Annotated in this window: 13 protein-coding genes; 6 read left to right on the top strand and 7 right to left on the bottom strand. The window is 35.5% G+C overall.

Going from position 1 to position 15,561, the window contains the following annotated elements; all coding sequences use genetic code 11:
- The first annotated feature begins 32 nt into the window (after window positions 1-32).
- From BD809_RS04225 to BD809_RS04215, 3 genes are all read left to right on the top strand, one after another.
- On the top strand, window positions 33-1,622 hold the full coding sequence (locus BD809_RS04225) for a peptide MFS transporter (protein WP_148781699.1): 1,590 nt from the start codon (window positions 33-35) through the stop codon (window positions 1,620-1,622).
- Between the two features lie 95 nt (window positions 1,623-1,717).
- On the top strand, window positions 1,718-2,257 hold the full coding sequence (locus BD809_RS04220; protein ID WP_148781698.1) for a thioredoxin family protein: 540 nt from the start codon (window positions 1,718-1,720) through the stop codon (window positions 2,255-2,257).
- A gap of 79 nt (window positions 2,258-2,336) precedes the next feature.
- The gene (locus BD809_RS04215; protein WP_148781697.1) at window positions 2,337-3,575 is read left to right on the top strand and encodes a serine hydrolase domain-containing protein; all 1,239 of its coding nucleotides are present in this window, start codon (window positions 2,337-2,339) and stop codon (window positions 3,573-3,575) included.
- 6 nt (window positions 3,576-3,581) lie between these two features.
- Here the strand turns inward: BD809_RS04215 and BD809_RS04210 are convergent, their stop codons facing one another.
- From BD809_RS04210 to surE, 5 genes are all read right to left on the bottom strand, one after another.
- Window positions 3,582-5,636: a ComEC/Rec2 family competence protein gene (locus BD809_RS04210; RefSeq protein ID WP_148781696.1), complete on the bottom strand. Its 2,055-nt coding sequence runs from the start codon at window positions 5,634-5,636 to the stop codon at window positions 3,582-3,584.
- A gap of 8 nt (window positions 5,637-5,644) precedes the next feature.
- On the bottom strand, window positions 5,645-6,154 hold the full coding sequence (locus tag BD809_RS04205) for a C40 family peptidase (RefSeq protein ID WP_148781695.1): 510 nt from the start codon (window positions 6,152-6,154) through the stop codon (window positions 5,645-5,647).
- A gap of 75 nt (window positions 6,155-6,229) precedes the next feature.
- Complete coding sequence (gene lpxB / locus BD809_RS04200; protein WP_148781694.1) at window positions 6,230-7,342, bottom strand: lipid-A-disaccharide synthase; 1,113 nt, start codon at window positions 7,340-7,342, stop codon at window positions 6,230-6,232.
- Between the two features lie 35 nt (window positions 7,343-7,377).
- Window positions 7,378-7,674: a hypothetical protein gene (locus BD809_RS04195; RefSeq protein ID WP_148781693.1), complete on the bottom strand. Its 297-nt coding sequence runs from the start codon at window positions 7,672-7,674 to the stop codon at window positions 7,378-7,380.
- Window positions 7,667-8,449, bottom strand: coding sequence for a 5'/3'-nucleotidase SurE (surE, locus tag BD809_RS04190; protein ID WP_148781692.1), 783 nt, complete (start codon window positions 8,447-8,449; stop codon window positions 7,667-7,669). Before surE ends, BD809_RS04195 begins: the two co-directional genes overlap by 8 nt.
- A gap of 166 nt (window positions 8,450-8,615) precedes the next feature.
- Here surE and BD809_RS04185 point away from each other — a divergent pair, with 166 nt between their 5' ends.
- Together BD809_RS04185 and BD809_RS04180 are read left to right on the top strand one after the other, a co-directional pair.
- Window positions 8,616-10,754, top strand: a complete 2,139-nt coding sequence (locus tag BD809_RS04185) for a carboxy terminal-processing peptidase (RefSeq protein WP_148781691.1) — start codon at window positions 8,616-8,618, stop codon at window positions 10,752-10,754.
- Window positions 10,755-10,763: 9 nt separating this feature from the next.
- Entirely contained in the window at window positions 10,764-11,876 is a 1,113-nt protein-coding gene (locus tag BD809_RS04180; protein ID WP_148781690.1) for an ABC transporter permease, read from the top strand.
- A gap of 360 nt (window positions 11,877-12,236) precedes the next feature.
- Here BD809_RS04180 and BD809_RS04175 read toward each other — a convergent pair whose 3' ends face one another.
- Together BD809_RS04175 and BD809_RS04170 are read right to left on the bottom strand one after the other, a co-directional pair.
- Window positions 12,237-13,829: a vitamin K epoxide reductase family protein gene (locus tag BD809_RS04175; RefSeq protein WP_148781689.1), complete on the bottom strand. Its 1,593-nt coding sequence runs from the start codon at window positions 13,827-13,829 to the stop codon at window positions 12,237-12,239.
- A gap of 186 nt (window positions 13,830-14,015) precedes the next feature.
- On the bottom strand, window positions 14,016-14,216 hold the full coding sequence (locus BD809_RS04170; RefSeq protein ID WP_148781688.1) for a hypothetical protein: 201 nt from the start codon (window positions 14,214-14,216) through the stop codon (window positions 14,016-14,018).
- A 541-nt stretch (window positions 14,217-14,757) separates the two neighbouring features.
- On the opposite strand from BD809_RS04170, the gene BD809_RS04165 reads away from it, so the two are divergent.
- A complete protein-coding gene (locus tag BD809_RS04165) occupies window positions 14,758-15,558 on the top strand; it encodes a DNA/RNA non-specific endonuclease (RefSeq protein ID WP_148781687.1) in 801 nt (266 codons plus the stop codon).
- Window positions 15,559-15,561: the final 3 nt, after the last annotated feature.

The following is a 15,561-nucleotide window of genomic DNA, read 5'->3' as shown; positions in this document are numbered from 1 at the left end:
CCTTTATAATTTTACTAACTTAAAATAACTCTATGGAATTTAAATTTGGCGGTTCAGAAACAAATCAAAGAACTGTTCTTGGCCATCCTTCTGGTCTTTTTATTCTCTTTTTCACCGAAATGTGGGAACGATTTTCGTACTACGGAATGCGCGCATTACTCGTGTTATTCTTAGTAACTTCTATTATGGAAGAAGGATGGGGATGGGAACGTGATAGTGCACTACTTTTGTATGGTTGGTACACGGGTCTAGTTTATATTACTCCAATATTTGGCGGCTTAATCGCAGACAAGATAATGGGATACAGAAACGCGGTAGTAATCGGGGCACTCTTAATGACTCTGGGGCATGCTTCTATGGCGCTTGAAGTTTCTGCGGATTACTTTTTTTATATTGGTTTAGGGTTGTTAATCATTGGTAATGGTTTATTCAAGCCCAATATTTCATCTATGGTTGGTCAATTGTATAAAAGTCAAGGAAAAGAAAAAGATGCCGGATATACCATCTTTTACATGGGTATCAACGCGGGAGCGTTTTTAGGTATTTTACTTTGTGGCTACATTGGTGAGAAAGTGGGTTGGCATTATGGATTTGGACTTGCCGGAATATTTATGTTTATCGGAATGCTTCAGTTTTACTTTGCTCAGAAGATTTTTGCAAGAATTGGATTGTCACCTAGACAAAGTAAAGATTTTGATGATGCTATTGAGGAGTCTGTAGAAGAAACTAAAGAAACAATCGAAGAAGTCGTAGATGCTTCTAAACGATCCGTTATTACAAGAGATCGATTAATTGTCATAGGTGTGTTTGCATTCTTTACAGTTTTTTTCTGGTGGGCTTTTGAACAAGCCGGAGGTTCCATGACAATATTTGCTGCAGACTATACAGACAGAGTGTTAGTTGATCAAGGTGCCATGATTTTCAAAATATTCAATACCTTGCTTACTGTGGTCCCTATGATGATCATTACATGGGTCTTGATATTGTTATTTAAACAAACCTTTGCAAAATTTCCGCTTGCAAATACATTATTGGGAATAGGTTTTGCTATAATATGGGGAATTGTTATCTGGATGTTGCAAAGAGAATTTGTAGCGGATTCAGCAGAAGTTCCGGCTTCCTGGTTCGGAATATTAAACTCTTTCTTTATTATTGCTTTTGCTCCCTTATTCTCTAAAATATGGCAGAGTAAGTATAACCCGACAGGTCCTGTCAAATTTGCCATAGGACTTATCCTATTAGGATTAGGTTTTGGTATCTTAGCTTTTGGATCGATTGGAATACCGCTTGGAGCAAAAACTGCTTCCGTTAGTATGATCTTCTTGATTTTAGCATACCTCTTCCATACATTGGGAGAATTGTGTGTGTCTCCTGTAGGATTATCGTATGTAAGTAAATTAGCACCCGTTAAGCTAGTTGGTCTCATGTTTGGTGTATGGTTTGTAGCCAACTTTATTGCGAATACTATGGCAGGAGTAACAGGTAGTTATATTGATCCTATTGTTGAAGATTACGGAATGGTGGTATTCTTTCTGATTTTCACTGTAATTCCGGGAGCAGCAGGAGTAATCATGCTTATACTGAACAAGAAATTATTAAAAATGATGCACGGCATTAGATAATAAAGAACAAGGACTTCCCTACTTTGCCCAAGTAGGGAGGTTACTTTTTGCAAATAGGAATGCTTTTTGCTATATTAAGTCTAAAAATTGAACATATGAAAAACCTACTTATATTTTTTTTTCTTGCTTCTGGCTTTGTCTCAAAAGCGCAAGAGATTAAATGGATGACTATGAATCAAGCACTTGAAGCGCAGCAGAAACAACCTAAAAAGATTTTCATGGATGCCTACACAGAATGGTGCGGCCCTTGCAAACTCTTGGATAAAAAAACTTTCCATAACAAGGATGTTGTGGCGTATGTAAATAAAAACTATTACCCGGTAAAGTTTAATGCCGAGGGTACTGAAGAAATTCACTATAACGATTTCACCTATACAAACCCAAATTATAATGCTAATCGCAAAGGTAGAAATAGTCAGCACTTCTTTGCGAATGCACTAAAAATAACTGGGTATCCGAGCATGGTTTTCTTTGACGAAAAAGGAAATGTAATCGCGCCCGTTGTTGGATACAAATCCCCAAAACAGCTTGAGATTTTTTTAAAAATGATTCATAATGATGATTATAAGAAGTTAACAAATGCTGCTGCCTGGCAGGATTATGAAAAATCTTTTGTAAGTACATTTGAAGAATAACAATTGACTAAGTACTAGCTGATTTGCCCAAATTAGATGGTATATAAAATTTAATCCCCAAATACACGTTTACCTACCTATGAAGAAGTTATTAATTATTGCCAGCCCCATGGCTATTGTTATATTTGTTCTTTTATCATTCTCCAAAAATGAACGTCGCATTGCAGTGAAACCGACTCTACCGGCGACTGTTAAAACTGTGTCAAACAGTGAGGACGATGAAAAGTTTAAGAAAAAACTTCTACTTCTTGAAGATAAAATCAATGCCTATTTTAGTAAAGGTATTTCGAATAATGACTTAGTCGGAGCAGCAGTAGCCATTGTGAAATGTGATTCTATTATTTACACGGGTGGTTTTGGTTCACGTAGTAGCAAGAATCAAAATACTATTGATTCTCAAACAATTTTTAGAATCGGATCATTATCAAAAGGTTTTGCAGGAATTCTGACCGGTATACATGTGCAAGAAGGGCTTTTGGATTGGGAAGATAAGGTAAAAGATTATGTGCCAAATTTCCAGATGTCTAGTGATCAAATTACTAATGAAATTACGTTATCTCATGTGCTTTCACATACTACAGGATTACCCTATCACAGTTTTACAAACCTAGTTGAAGCAGGAGTTCCATTAACTAAAATAGCAGGACGTTTTAAAGAAGTATCGCCTGTATATCATCCGGGAAAAATTTACAGCTACCAAAATGCTGTTTTTGCATTGAGTGGTAAGATTATTGAACAAGTAACCTCACATGCACTTGCTGAAGTGATAGATGAAAAGATTTTTAATCCCTTACAAATGCATACAGCATCCGCTAGTTTTGAAGCTTTGGAGGATGCTACCAATATCGCCGTTCCTCATAGAAAAGCCTATGGTCGCTGGAAACCTGTTAAGCTCAATCATAAATATTACCAAGCTATCTCAGCTGGAGGTGTCAATGCAAGTGTAACGGATATGGCTAAATGGATGAAATTTTTGTTGGGAAGTAACCCGGAAGTACTGCATCCAAAAATGATTAATCAGGTATTTAATCCAGTAATTGAGGTAGGCGGTCGTAGCAAATATTATCAACGTTGGAAAGGTCATCTTAAATCTTATTATGCACTAGGTTGGAGGGTGCATACCTTTAAAGATACTACTGCTGAGAAACCGAGAATTATGGTTCACCATGGAGGTAGCGTAAATAATTATCGAAGCGAGATTGCTATCTTCCCCGAAGAGGATTTAGGTATTTGTATCTTATTTAATAGTCCAACTGCCTATGCCAAAGAAGCTATACCAAAAATAAGCGAGTTATATGATGAAGTGATGAATGATTAAATCTCATTATTTTGGTTCAATAATAAAGGCCCCGTCTTGATCGGTGCGATGAAAAGGAATGTTTAGTTTTTTACAAGTTTTTTCCCATCGATCCATATCACGCTTGTAGTTGCTGCCGTCAGCAATAATTTGACTTGGTTGTAAGTCATTTATTACTTTGAGGAGGTGTATTTTAGGAGAATCGGTGAGCCATAAAATATCTGTTGTAGTATCACTATTCATCGCAATGGTTTCAGAATTTACTCTAAGGAGTTTTAACCGGTAATAGGTGTAGGCATTCTCCAGAGCAAAAAGTGTATGGAGCGAAGCTTTGTTTGCACGCAAATAAGGATCAAAAGAGCGGTTACTTCCTGTTCCAAAATTTAAATTTGATGCATAAATTAAAAGGTGATCTGTATCTAAGATCCCTAGTATTGAATGCTTTGTTTTATGAAAAATTACGAGTTCTTTTTTACCTGCCAATCGCATGTCTTCTATAATAAATCCTGTTGAGATAGCGAGTAGAGCAATTGCTGTGAGCATTAATCTCTTTTTGCGTGCGGTATAAAAAGCAATTACTATTAGTAGTAAGGCTATATATCCTGAGACTAATAGTGTCGATGAAAAATGGATATTTTTTAAAATCAGTGAGTCGTACGAAGCTATAACGTGTATTATATTTTGATTCAGGTCCAGTAACGATGAATACCCCTGACGAAGTATATCCGGTAAACTATTAGTTAAGGAGAGCATGCTTATCACAATACCGCTAAATAATAAAATAGTGATGATGGGCAGTATAACAATATTCGAGAGTAAAAAAAGTAGCGGAAATTGATGAAAATTATATAGCAGTAAGGGTAATAAACCTATCTGCGCTGCAAGCGTTACACTTGAAAGCTCCCAGATTTTTTTTAGAAAAGTATTTTTAGGACGTATGAGCTGGCTGATTTTAGGATAGATAAACAGGATGCTTGCTACAGCCATATAACTCAATTGAAAGCCGGTTTCGAAAAGATAATAAGGTTCATAGCATAGCAACACTAATAAGGAAGCTATTAAAGCATTGAGGGTAGCGGATCGCCTTTGTGTTTGAATAGCTATAGCAATAAAGGTAAACATTGTTACAGCTCTAAGAACAGATGGCGATAACCCTGATACTACTGCATATACCCAAAGGAGTAGTAAGATGGTAAGTAGCTTTATGATCCTGCCGAATTTGGTAAAACGATCCAGTGGTTTTAAAGCCATGTTTAAAAACAGTAAAATAATACCCACATGCAAACCTGAGACCGCTAATACATGAATGACACCGGCATTTCGGAAAGCTGTTGAGGTGTCTTTACTGAGGTCTTGTTTTTGACCTAAAATGAGTGCATTCATGAACGCTACATCAGATTCACTGAAATTGTGTTGCCTCAACGAACTTAATAGTTTGGATCGAAATTCGAATGCCAATCCTTTTAAAGAAAAAGTAAAGTGGGAGTGGATTTTTATTTTATCTGCCTTGGCAGTTACTTGATGATAAATAAATTTTGAATTCAAATAGCCCGCGTAATCAAATTGATTAGGATTTAAAACTTTCGGAAGTTCCTCAATGAAGGCATGAATGCTTACAGTCATTCCGGGTTTTAAAGGTCGTAGGGGTGATACCTTTGGTATACGGAGCAAAAGTGTTCCTCGTGCATGTATTGTATTTACTTCTTTTACCTTAACAATATATTTGTCATAGTAATTTGAAGAATTGACTCTTTGGTCGATAACCAAAAGTAATCCATACTTTTGATCCGAAAATTGAGCTTGTGAGAATTGATTTGTATAGTGGGATACGTAGTTTTTGGGCTGATGAACTTGGCTGATTAAGTTTCCAAAAGAGAAGAACGTTACTAGGGTGATGAGGGAAAATAGTAACGGTTTACATCTTTTTTGCATCGAACAAATAAATGCAATGCATAGCAATAATGAACAAGCGCCAAATAAAAGAAAAGAAAGTAAAAGAGAAATCTGAAAGATATGAGAGCAAATGACACCTAAAACAATGCAAGTAGTTAACGCTAATAAAGGTTTGTTTACTAGCCTCATTTTATATGCTATAAAACTCTACGCACTCCCGAAAAACAATTGTTCCAATAGCGCTCATCCAGACTTGATACAACTACTCCTTTAGAAACAGATGCATGTATAAACTTCAGCGTACTTCCAGTTTCAATAACAAGTCCTACGTGGTTAATAATATTTTTCTTTTTGTTAGTTTTAAAGAAAACCAAATCCCCTTTTTCCGCTTTGCGTAGGGGGATCCATTCACCTTGCGTAGACATGGCCCGGGATGTTCTGGGTAAAACAATATTTTCTTTCTTAAAAGAAGTATAGATAAGTCCCGAACAATCCATTCCTTTTTTTGTAGTACCTCCATATTTATAACGTGTACCATTAAAGGTTTGAGCGTATTGGATGATGCTATTTGCCATTTCATCTTTTGGGATGGAAGGTATGATAGCAGCTTTGGTAGCGGTGGGTTTGGTTATAACTGCAGCCTTTTTTGAAGGTCCGCAGGAGACTAAAAGAAAGATCAAAATTAGTGTAGGACCTAAATATCTCATAAACATGGGTAATGTATATCTTGAATTCTTACGAATATAATAAAAGATTTCTTAACAGTTTATTTGAGGCTTAGGTCATGAGACAGATGCAACAATTAACCGAGCAGTTTTGTCACTTGCACCTTTGCCACCTAATTCTTGCTCTAAGTCGTAATAATCCAAAAACATGACTGCTCTTTTATAACCATCGGTTATCACCGAAAGCTCTTCCTTGAGGCGTTTACTATTAAAATCTTTTTGTATTAACTCTGTAACTACCGGCTTATTCATGATCAAATTTACCAGCGAGATGTAGTCAAGATTCACAATTCTTTTAGCAATCTCATAAGAGATACTGCTTCCTTTATAACAAACTACTTGCGGAACCTTAAATAAGGCGGCTTCCAAAGTAGCAGTACCAGAAGTCACTAGGGCAGCATTACTCAAACTTAGTAAGTCGTACGTTTGATTCATAACAAGATGAACACGCTCGTTGCCAATAAATTGTTGATAAAACTCCGGATCTTGACTTGGTGCTCCCGCAATAACAAACTGATAATCGGTAAAATCATCTACTACACTCAACATCACTTCGAGCATTTTAGAGATTTCCTGTTTTCTGCTTCCGGGAAGAACTGCTATGATTGGTCGGTTGTCAAGACCATGCTTGTCATTAAACTCTTGGGGTGTAATTTGATTATGAGCAGCTATGGCATCTATTAGAGGATGTCCGACAAAATTAACTGGATAATTATGCTTTTCTTCATAAAATGATTTTTCAAACGGCAGAATTACATACATGGCATCAACATTTTGTTTGATGCTTTTAATTCGACCTTCTTTCCAGGCCCAAATTTGGGGAGATATGTAGTAATGGGTTTTGTAACCCTTTTGTTTGGCCCACTTTGCAATTCTTAAATTAATTCCGGGATAATCTATAAAAATGATCACATCCGGGTTGTAGGCATCAATATCTTGCTTACAAAAAGCAATATTTTTTAGAACCGTATTTAGATTCAAGATAACTTCAATAAACCCCATTATTGCAAGGTCTCGATAATGTTTAGCCAAGCTACCACCTACTTCTTGCATAAGTTCTCCGCCCCAATATCTAAATTCAGCATGTTCATCATGTTGCAATATAGACCTCATAAGGTTAGAACCATGTAAATCTCCAGAGGCCTCCCCGGCGATAAGATAATACTTCATAGGATTACAGTTTATAAGTACAGCGTACGATATGGTTATAAAAATTTACTTATCATAATTACTATTGCTGCAAAAAGCGTAGCAAGAAGTACGCCACGAGCGCGATATGGCTTGTTTTGTTTCAGAAAAAGAAAAAAAGCCCCCAGGTTTAGAATAGCACCAAGGGTAATTAAATTACCAAATGTATCATTCTTAATAGATGCAGCGAGTGTTTCTGTAAAAGAAAGCCCTGATACCGATAACATAGAAAACACCAGTACACATAGTATAAAACCAAAAGTGTTCGCAATCAACCCGATGGCTAAGCCAAGTCCTATTTCTTTCTTAATCATTTAAATTCCAGTTATTTAATTCTTGTATGTAATGATGAGCTGTTAAGTCAAACTGTGTGGGTACTACAGAGACGAAGCCATGTTGTAAGGCCCACTCATCTGTATCTTCTCCCTTATCCTCATTGATGAATTTTCCGGACAGCCAATAATAATCTCTACCCATAGGATTCTGTCTTTTATCAAACTCTTCCTTCCAATGTGCATTTGCTTGTCGGCACACTTTAATTCCTTTAATATCAACGGATTTCAGGTTAGGAATGTTCACATTTAAGACAACACCTTTCGGTAAGCCATTGGTGAGCACATTTTCTACAATTGCTTTCACATATTTTTTTGAAGGCTCAAAGTTGGCGGTCATGCTGTAATCCAATAACGAGAATCCTATTGCAGGTATTCCCTCTATTCCGGCTTCTACGGCAGCACTCATTGTACCCGAATAAATAACATTTATCGCAGAGTTTGATCCATGATTAATACCGCTAACACACAAGTCCGGTTTTTTATTTAATATTTGACGGGTGGCCATTTTGACACAATCTACCGGGGTGCCAGAACAACTGTACTCACTGTGAGATGCATTTTTTTCAATCTCTATCGGATCGCAGTACAAGGTGTTGTTTATGGTAATTGCATGACCCATAGCACTTTGCGGACTATCAGGTGCAACCACAATGACATCGCCAATTTCCTTCATGACAGCTATTAACGTTCGTATTCCGGGAGCGGTGATTCCGTCATCGTTGGTTACTAATATGAGAGGTTTTTTATCAGCCATGTAAAAAATAAATTAAGAGGTAAAAATACATCATTTTATTCTGAATTTAGGAATACTTCGAGATCGGTTAAAGAATTAGTTTGTTTAAGAAAATTTTAGTATTATTACTCTTCATTGGCACGATTTTTAATGTATTTTGCTTAAAATCCCTAAATTAAATAAGCGTATGAAAAAGAGTTTTCTGATATTGATGCTTACCGTTATAATATCTGCTGCTTCGTGCAGTTTTACTACAAATGTTGAAAATGATCCCGATAAGGATAAATTACTAATTGATTTGATTAGCTATGTGCTGAGCAAAGGCCATTATGATGCCAAGGAAGTAAATGATGATTTCTCTAAAGAAGTTTTCTCCGATTATATTGATGCATTAGACCCATTAAAGCGCTATTTCTACAAGAGTGATATAGAAGAGTTTAAGCAATACGAAACATTAATAGATGATCAGATTAGAAGTAAAGATATAGCTTTCTTTAATCTTACGTATGATCGATTACAACAACGTATGGCAGAAGCAAGAGTGCTCTATGCAAGTATTCTGGATAAACCTTTCAACTTTGATTTGCAGGAATCAATTGATACGAATTATGATAAGCTATCCTATGTTACAACTAAAGAGGAAATGTTGAATCGATGGAGATTACAGCTTAAGTTTAATGGTTTATCGAGCTATTATGATAAAGTTGAGGAACAATTGGATTCTTTAGCGAAGAATAAGAATTATAAGCGAAAAACCGGTGTTGTTCTTGAGGAAGAAGCGAGAAAATTAACACAATCCTCAATTAATGAATACTTTGAATTTGCAGATGATTTAGAACGTAAGGATTGGTTTTCAATTTACATTAATTCTATTGTTGAAGAATTTGATCCACATACCTATTATTTTGCACCGCAGGATAAAGATCGTTTTGATATCGCTATGTCCGGTAAACTTGAAGGTATTGGGGCGAGACTCCAAAAAAAGAACGACAATGTTAAGATTATTGAGGTGATTTCAGGAGGTCCGGCTTGGCGAGGAAATAAAGTTGAGGTTGGAGACCTTATTATGAAGGTAAAGCAGGAAGATGAACAAGAACCCGTAAGTATAGTCGGAATGCGTTTGGATGATGCTGTAAGTCTTATTAAAGGTCCAAAAGGTACCAAGGTTACCCTAACTGTTAAAAAGGTGGACGGTACCATTGAGAATATTGATATCGTAAGAGATGTTGTCGAGTTAGAAGAGACATATGCCAAATCTTCTTTGGTAAAAAAGAATGGTAAGAACTTCGGAATTATTAATTTACCAAAGTTCTATTTTAATATGCAGGACTACAATCAAAGAAATGCTGCCAAAGATGTTAAACAAGAGATTATCCGTTTAAAAGAACAAAATATGAATGGATTGGTTATTGATTTGCGAGATAATGGTGGAGGATCTTTGCAAACTGTCGTTGATATTGCCGGTTTGTTTATCGAAAAAGGACCTATCGTGCAAGTTCGTACAAAAGAAGAATCTCCTGAAGTATTGAGTGATAAGGATCGAAGCATTCTTTGGGATGGTCCGTTGGTAATTTTGGTAAATGAATTATCAGCTTCGGCTTCCGAAATTTTGGCGGCTGCAATGCAGGATTATAAGAGAGCTATAATAATAGGTAGTAAGCAAACATATGGTAAAGGAACCGTGCAAAATGTTATGGATTTAAATCGTTGGATGCGTAGCAATGATTTTGGAGATTTAGGGGCTCTCAAACTAACCACTCAGAAATTCTATAGAGTAAATGGTGGATCTACACAATTAGAAGGTGTTAAAAGTGATGTTGTAGTACCAGATCGTTATAGCTATATCGACATCGGCGAGAAGGATCAGGAAAACCCTCTACCGTGGGATAAAATTGCAGCTGCTGAGTATACGCCGTGGAATGGATATATTAATTTTGACAAAACTATTGATAATAGTAAAGCACGTATGCAGCAAAATAGTCAGTTAAAGCTGATTGAAGAGAATGCTAAATGGGTAAGAGAAAAGCGTGATGTTAACAGATATTCTTTAAACTATCAAGAGTATAAAAAGAATATAGAAGAAAATGAAAGTCAGGCGAAACGTTTTGAGGCTATTAGCGATTATAAAACAAATCTCACCTATGAGTCGTTGCCATATGAGCAGCAATTGATGAATAAAGATACAGTGCTTAAAGAGAAGAGAAACAGATGGCATCAAAGTTTGAGTAAAGATGTGTATATAGAAGAGGCTATAAGTGTTTTAGAAGACATGAAAGTCAATACGATAAAGCATGAATCTACTACCACTTTATCTTTAAAGAATTAATAATACTGAATGGCATCAAAACCGTCTAAGAGTTTAAGTAATAAGGCGCTCCAAAGATTTAAAAACAATCTTTGGGGCGTTTTTAGTTTATCCTTTATAATCATCTGTGCTTTAATTGCAATTTTTGCCTATGCTATTGCTCCGGACAATTCTAAGAATGCTAATCAAATGCATTTATCTATTCATTCAAAAGCACCGGGGTTTACAGTAGAAATACTTACCGTTCCATCAAAGAACAGGGAGGAAAACTTTTTTTTAAATAATTTTTTTTTCGGAATTAGCAATACTGATTCTGAACTCCCCATCGAAAGTTATAATATTAGTGAGCAAGGAATTGAAATTGTTCCTTATAGCGAAGGGGAATTGCAGGGTTTGACAAAAGTAGTTCCATTTGATGTTTTTCCCTCTGGTTTATCGAACGAAGCAATTGTTAGAACTTATATAAAAGAAAAAACTTTTATATTAGGAACTGATAAATATGGCAGAGATTTATTAAGTAGAATGCTAATCGGAATAAGAATATCCTTTTCTATTGGTTTTGTGGCGGTGTTTATTTCACTTCTTGTAGGAATATCACTTGGAGCGGTAGCCGGGTATTATGGGGGTAAGATAGACGCGGCAATCATGTGGTTGATTAATGTAACCTGGTCGATACCGACGCTTCTATTAGTGATCGCAATTACCTTAGCATTAGGTAAAGGCTTTTGGCAAGTGTTTATAGCCGTAGGTATTACGATGTGGGTGGAGGTTGCGCGCGTGGTAAGAGGTCAAGTGCTTAGTATAAAGGAAATGCAGTATGTAACTGCTGCCAGAGCGCTGGGTTATACGAATAAACGTATTATTTTAAAACATGTGTTACCTAACAGTTTGGCTCCGGTGATCGTTATTTCAGCTGCAAATTTTGCAAGTGCAATTTTGTTGGAAAGTGGTTTAAGTTTTCTGGGAATAGGAGCACAACCTCCAATGCCAAGTTGGGGAGCAATGATTAAGGATCATTATTCATACATAATTTTGGGTAAGGCTTATTTGGCCGTTATTCCCGGATTAGGAATCATGAGCCTAGTTATGGCTTTTATGCTGATCGGGAATGCTTTGAGAGATGCCCTTGATGTGAAGGGTTAATTTTAAACTAATAAAACGTGGAAAGTGAAGTATTTAGATAACTGACAAAGCTTACCACGTTCATATAAGATAGTGAAGATCAGTTCAATTATTGATTTCCGCAAGTGTCAATGCCGCATGTATAATATGGATCATTGCCTAAAAAAGGATATTGTTGTATCCACCAACCTTGAGATCGAGGACCGCAACAGAATTCTTTTAGTGTTGGTATTCGTCCTCCCAGTACTTTAGATTTTTAAAATTTTTTAAATTTTTGGACTCCATTCAAATTTTTGATTTTGTTTAACATACTTACAGTTTTAAGGTAATTATAATAGTACTTGAACTATTAAGGGCACTCAAGCTTTATGTCTGATATTATTAGGTAGCACTGACAACTTCACGAGTTTCTATTGGCTCACTCTCGTAGTTCTCCAGAAGATGCTGTGTAAAGTAAAAAAACTCTTCGTAATCATAGGTTTTAGGATAGAGTCTATTATTTATGATGGTCGCCGGAGTATAATTTAGGTTATTCTTTGTAGCCCACTCTTTTTGTTTATTTAAGAGTTCGGTGTGTTGAGCAGTAAATTCCGGAAGCCCGTATTTTTTACTCCATGTTTCGATTGTTCGATTTTCAAACCAGTTGGCGTATGCCTCAATGAAACCTTTTTGACCTTCTTTTTCGTATATTTCTAGTAAACGATACGCAATTCTGCTTGCAGGAGCTTCAATTTTTTCAGTATTAACAGGCATTCTTACTATAATTTTAAGGTTTTCTCCTGAAGCTTTAAGCACTTTGATGTAACTTTCAAATGCCGCTTTACAAAAACCACAGAGTGGGTTTGTTAAGCTTGTTATCGCAAAAGGAGCTTTAGGATTACCTAGTATAATTTCATGATTAAAGGTTTGCTGTTGAACAGGGGACGATTTGAATAAGAGTTGTTCAAACAACTCAGGATTCCTTTTGAATTTGTGTAATTTGAGATTGTTGGTTTTGAGAGTTCTGTTTTCCTTTATGTAATTTTTCAAGTTTAAATAGATCAGAGAAATTACAGAAGAAATTAGGGTAAGAGCTAGTAAATCGTCTAGATTGAAATGAAATGCATAATTTAAAAACAGAATTCCGCTCAAAAGAACTGTTATTGCGCTAATCCCCAAACAAAGCATACACCATTGTTTAATAATGAATTGCTGTGAATACAAGGAGTATAGAATAAAAGGAAATCCAAGCAGCGATGGAATGATAAGAATACTATCTACACCAAACAGTAGAATATAAGTACTTAAAATTGTAAAAAATATGATACCGGTATCTGCAAAGGAAATGCCTGGTAAAAGTTCACCTTTCTTGCTGGTAATAACTTGGTTGCAATTGGATTGTTTGATGGTTGTGCAGAAAGATTGCAGCACTTGAGATTTATAACCAAGACTTTCTCTTACTGCAAAGAAGCTTAAAATTCCGCCGGCAACACTAAGTCCAATAATCAAAGCATCTAGCAGTGTTAATTGTAAGACGTATAACTGAACTGCAATAGCAATACCGGCAACAGCTAGAATAGCTTGTTTCAAAAAGTTGCTATGCTTTTTAGTTTTTTGTTCTGGCTCACCTTCTTCGACGGCGATTATTTTAGGAATCCATATCTCCTTGAATTCTTCGTAGCTCATACTAGATTGAGATACAGACGTGTGCTTAATTGTAATTTTTTTGTCAGTTTTAACAATCAAAGCTATTTCCGTCTTATCATCATGCTCCAGTATTGTGACAAATGTTTTAGGTAATTGATCCAATGCATTCGGAGGAACTTCGACAGCAATGTTTTCTATAGTAAAGTAATCTAAAGTGTCAGTAATGGATTGAAAACTTGGATAGTTTGGGTGTATTTGCAGTTGTAATTCTAAGTCTTTCTTATCAAAACCATTTATTTTATTTTTAATAAGTAAAGAATTGGTGATCTGTTCGATAGTATTAGTCATAGATTTTAGAGTTTATCCATTGGTTTTAGAGTAAACTTTTGATATTCTAAGATACATTTTTCAAGTGAAAAATTGGTAAAGAAAAGACGTATGATTTGAAAGTGAATTCCGTAATAAAAAAGGCAGTTTTTTCATTTAAGAGATAAAAAAAAGAGGTATTGTACATACCTCTTTTAGTGTTATATATTATATCGGACAATCTTGTGGAACTGTACCGTCATCGCAAGTTTCTGTACATGGTCTAAAATAAAAGTATCCTTGATTGTCTACACAAACGCCTTCTGTTACAGGTGGTCTTGGATCTCTTCCACCTCCTGATAATTTACTTTTTTGCTCTTTGTTCAGTTCCTGAACTCCGTTTAGTTGTAAAATGTTTTTTAACATCATTAATTAGATTTAGGTTTATAGTTGTATGAACAGTTAAAGACACTCATACCTATGTCTGTTTTCTGTTTAATCTAAAATAATGTTAGTTTGAAACTAAGCTCTTAAATAAATGAGGTTGAATACCCATTATTTAATCCCTTATGAAATGAAGATGATTTGTGTATGAAAGCAAATGCTAATTGTTTTGTAAATGTAAAAGAAGTTTTTGAAAGCGAACGACTGTTATTACCTGAAACAATTATGGCATTCACGTAATTTGTTTGGCAATGCTTGATTTCATTGTTGTCAGGCATGAATTGGTAACTGATGAAAATACCTTCAAACTAGCTTATTTAACGTTATGCACTACATATAGTTAAATGTATCATAATTTTCTTTTTTATTGAGAATTGGTAAAAAATCTTTCGCTATTTCTTAATTAAGTTTATTATTCGTCATAGTTTTAAAGACGGCATAATCTTTTAAAACATAGTTTTTCTATTCACGCCACTATTTAAACAGTTGACTTATATTTGGCTACCAAATTTTAATTGAACTAGTTTTGAAATTAAGAAAATTTATATATCCTGCATTAGTACTATTATGTGCCATAGGTTTCTATTATATTGAGTATTGGCTTGATAGCTTAGTCGTATCTGATCAAGAGGTAACAGCAACGTCAGACTCTATTTCACCATATCTTCCCAGTTCTACTACCGGAATAATTATTAACCATGATTTTTACACGCTGTCCTACCACGAGGATCATGAACAAGCGGAGTGGGTTTTATATAGGTTAAACCGTAATCAATTGAGTCCAAATAAGTATAAGCGGCCTTACTTTGTTGAGGATCCTAAAGTACGTACCCATTCAGCAGACTGGAGAAATTATAAGAAATCCGGGTATGATAGAGGGCATTTATGTCCTGCAGGGGATCGCAAATTTTCGTATAAAGCCTTTGAGGAGACTTTTCTAACTTCGAATATCGCACCTCAATTGCCTGAATTTAATCAGGGAATTTGGAATCAATTAGAACAACGAGTGCGCTATTGGACGAAGGAATATAATTCACTCATCGTAATCACAGGAGGTATTTTAGATGAGGGTCTGGAAAGTATTGGATATGAAGCAGTATCTGTTCCTCGTTATTTTTATAAAATAATTCTTCGTGAAGAAGGTAATACGTATCGCTTGGCAGCTTTTATTATTCCTAATAAAGACGTAGCTAAGGCTTTAAATCATTATCAAACTACTATTGATCAAATAGAGATGCGTACCGGTATAGATTTTTTTGAAAAAATGGATAATTCAATGGAAGAAATATTGGAATCTTCAATTGATAGAAAAAGTTGGAGTCTATAAAAT

Origin of the sequence: Aquimarina intermedia (assembly GCF_008124785.1) — a bacterium.
Classification (GTDB): Bacteria; Bacteroidota; Bacteroidia; order Flavobacteriales; family Flavobacteriaceae; genus Aquimarina; species Aquimarina intermedia.
This window is presented reverse-complemented; position numbering and strand designations above follow the sequence as displayed.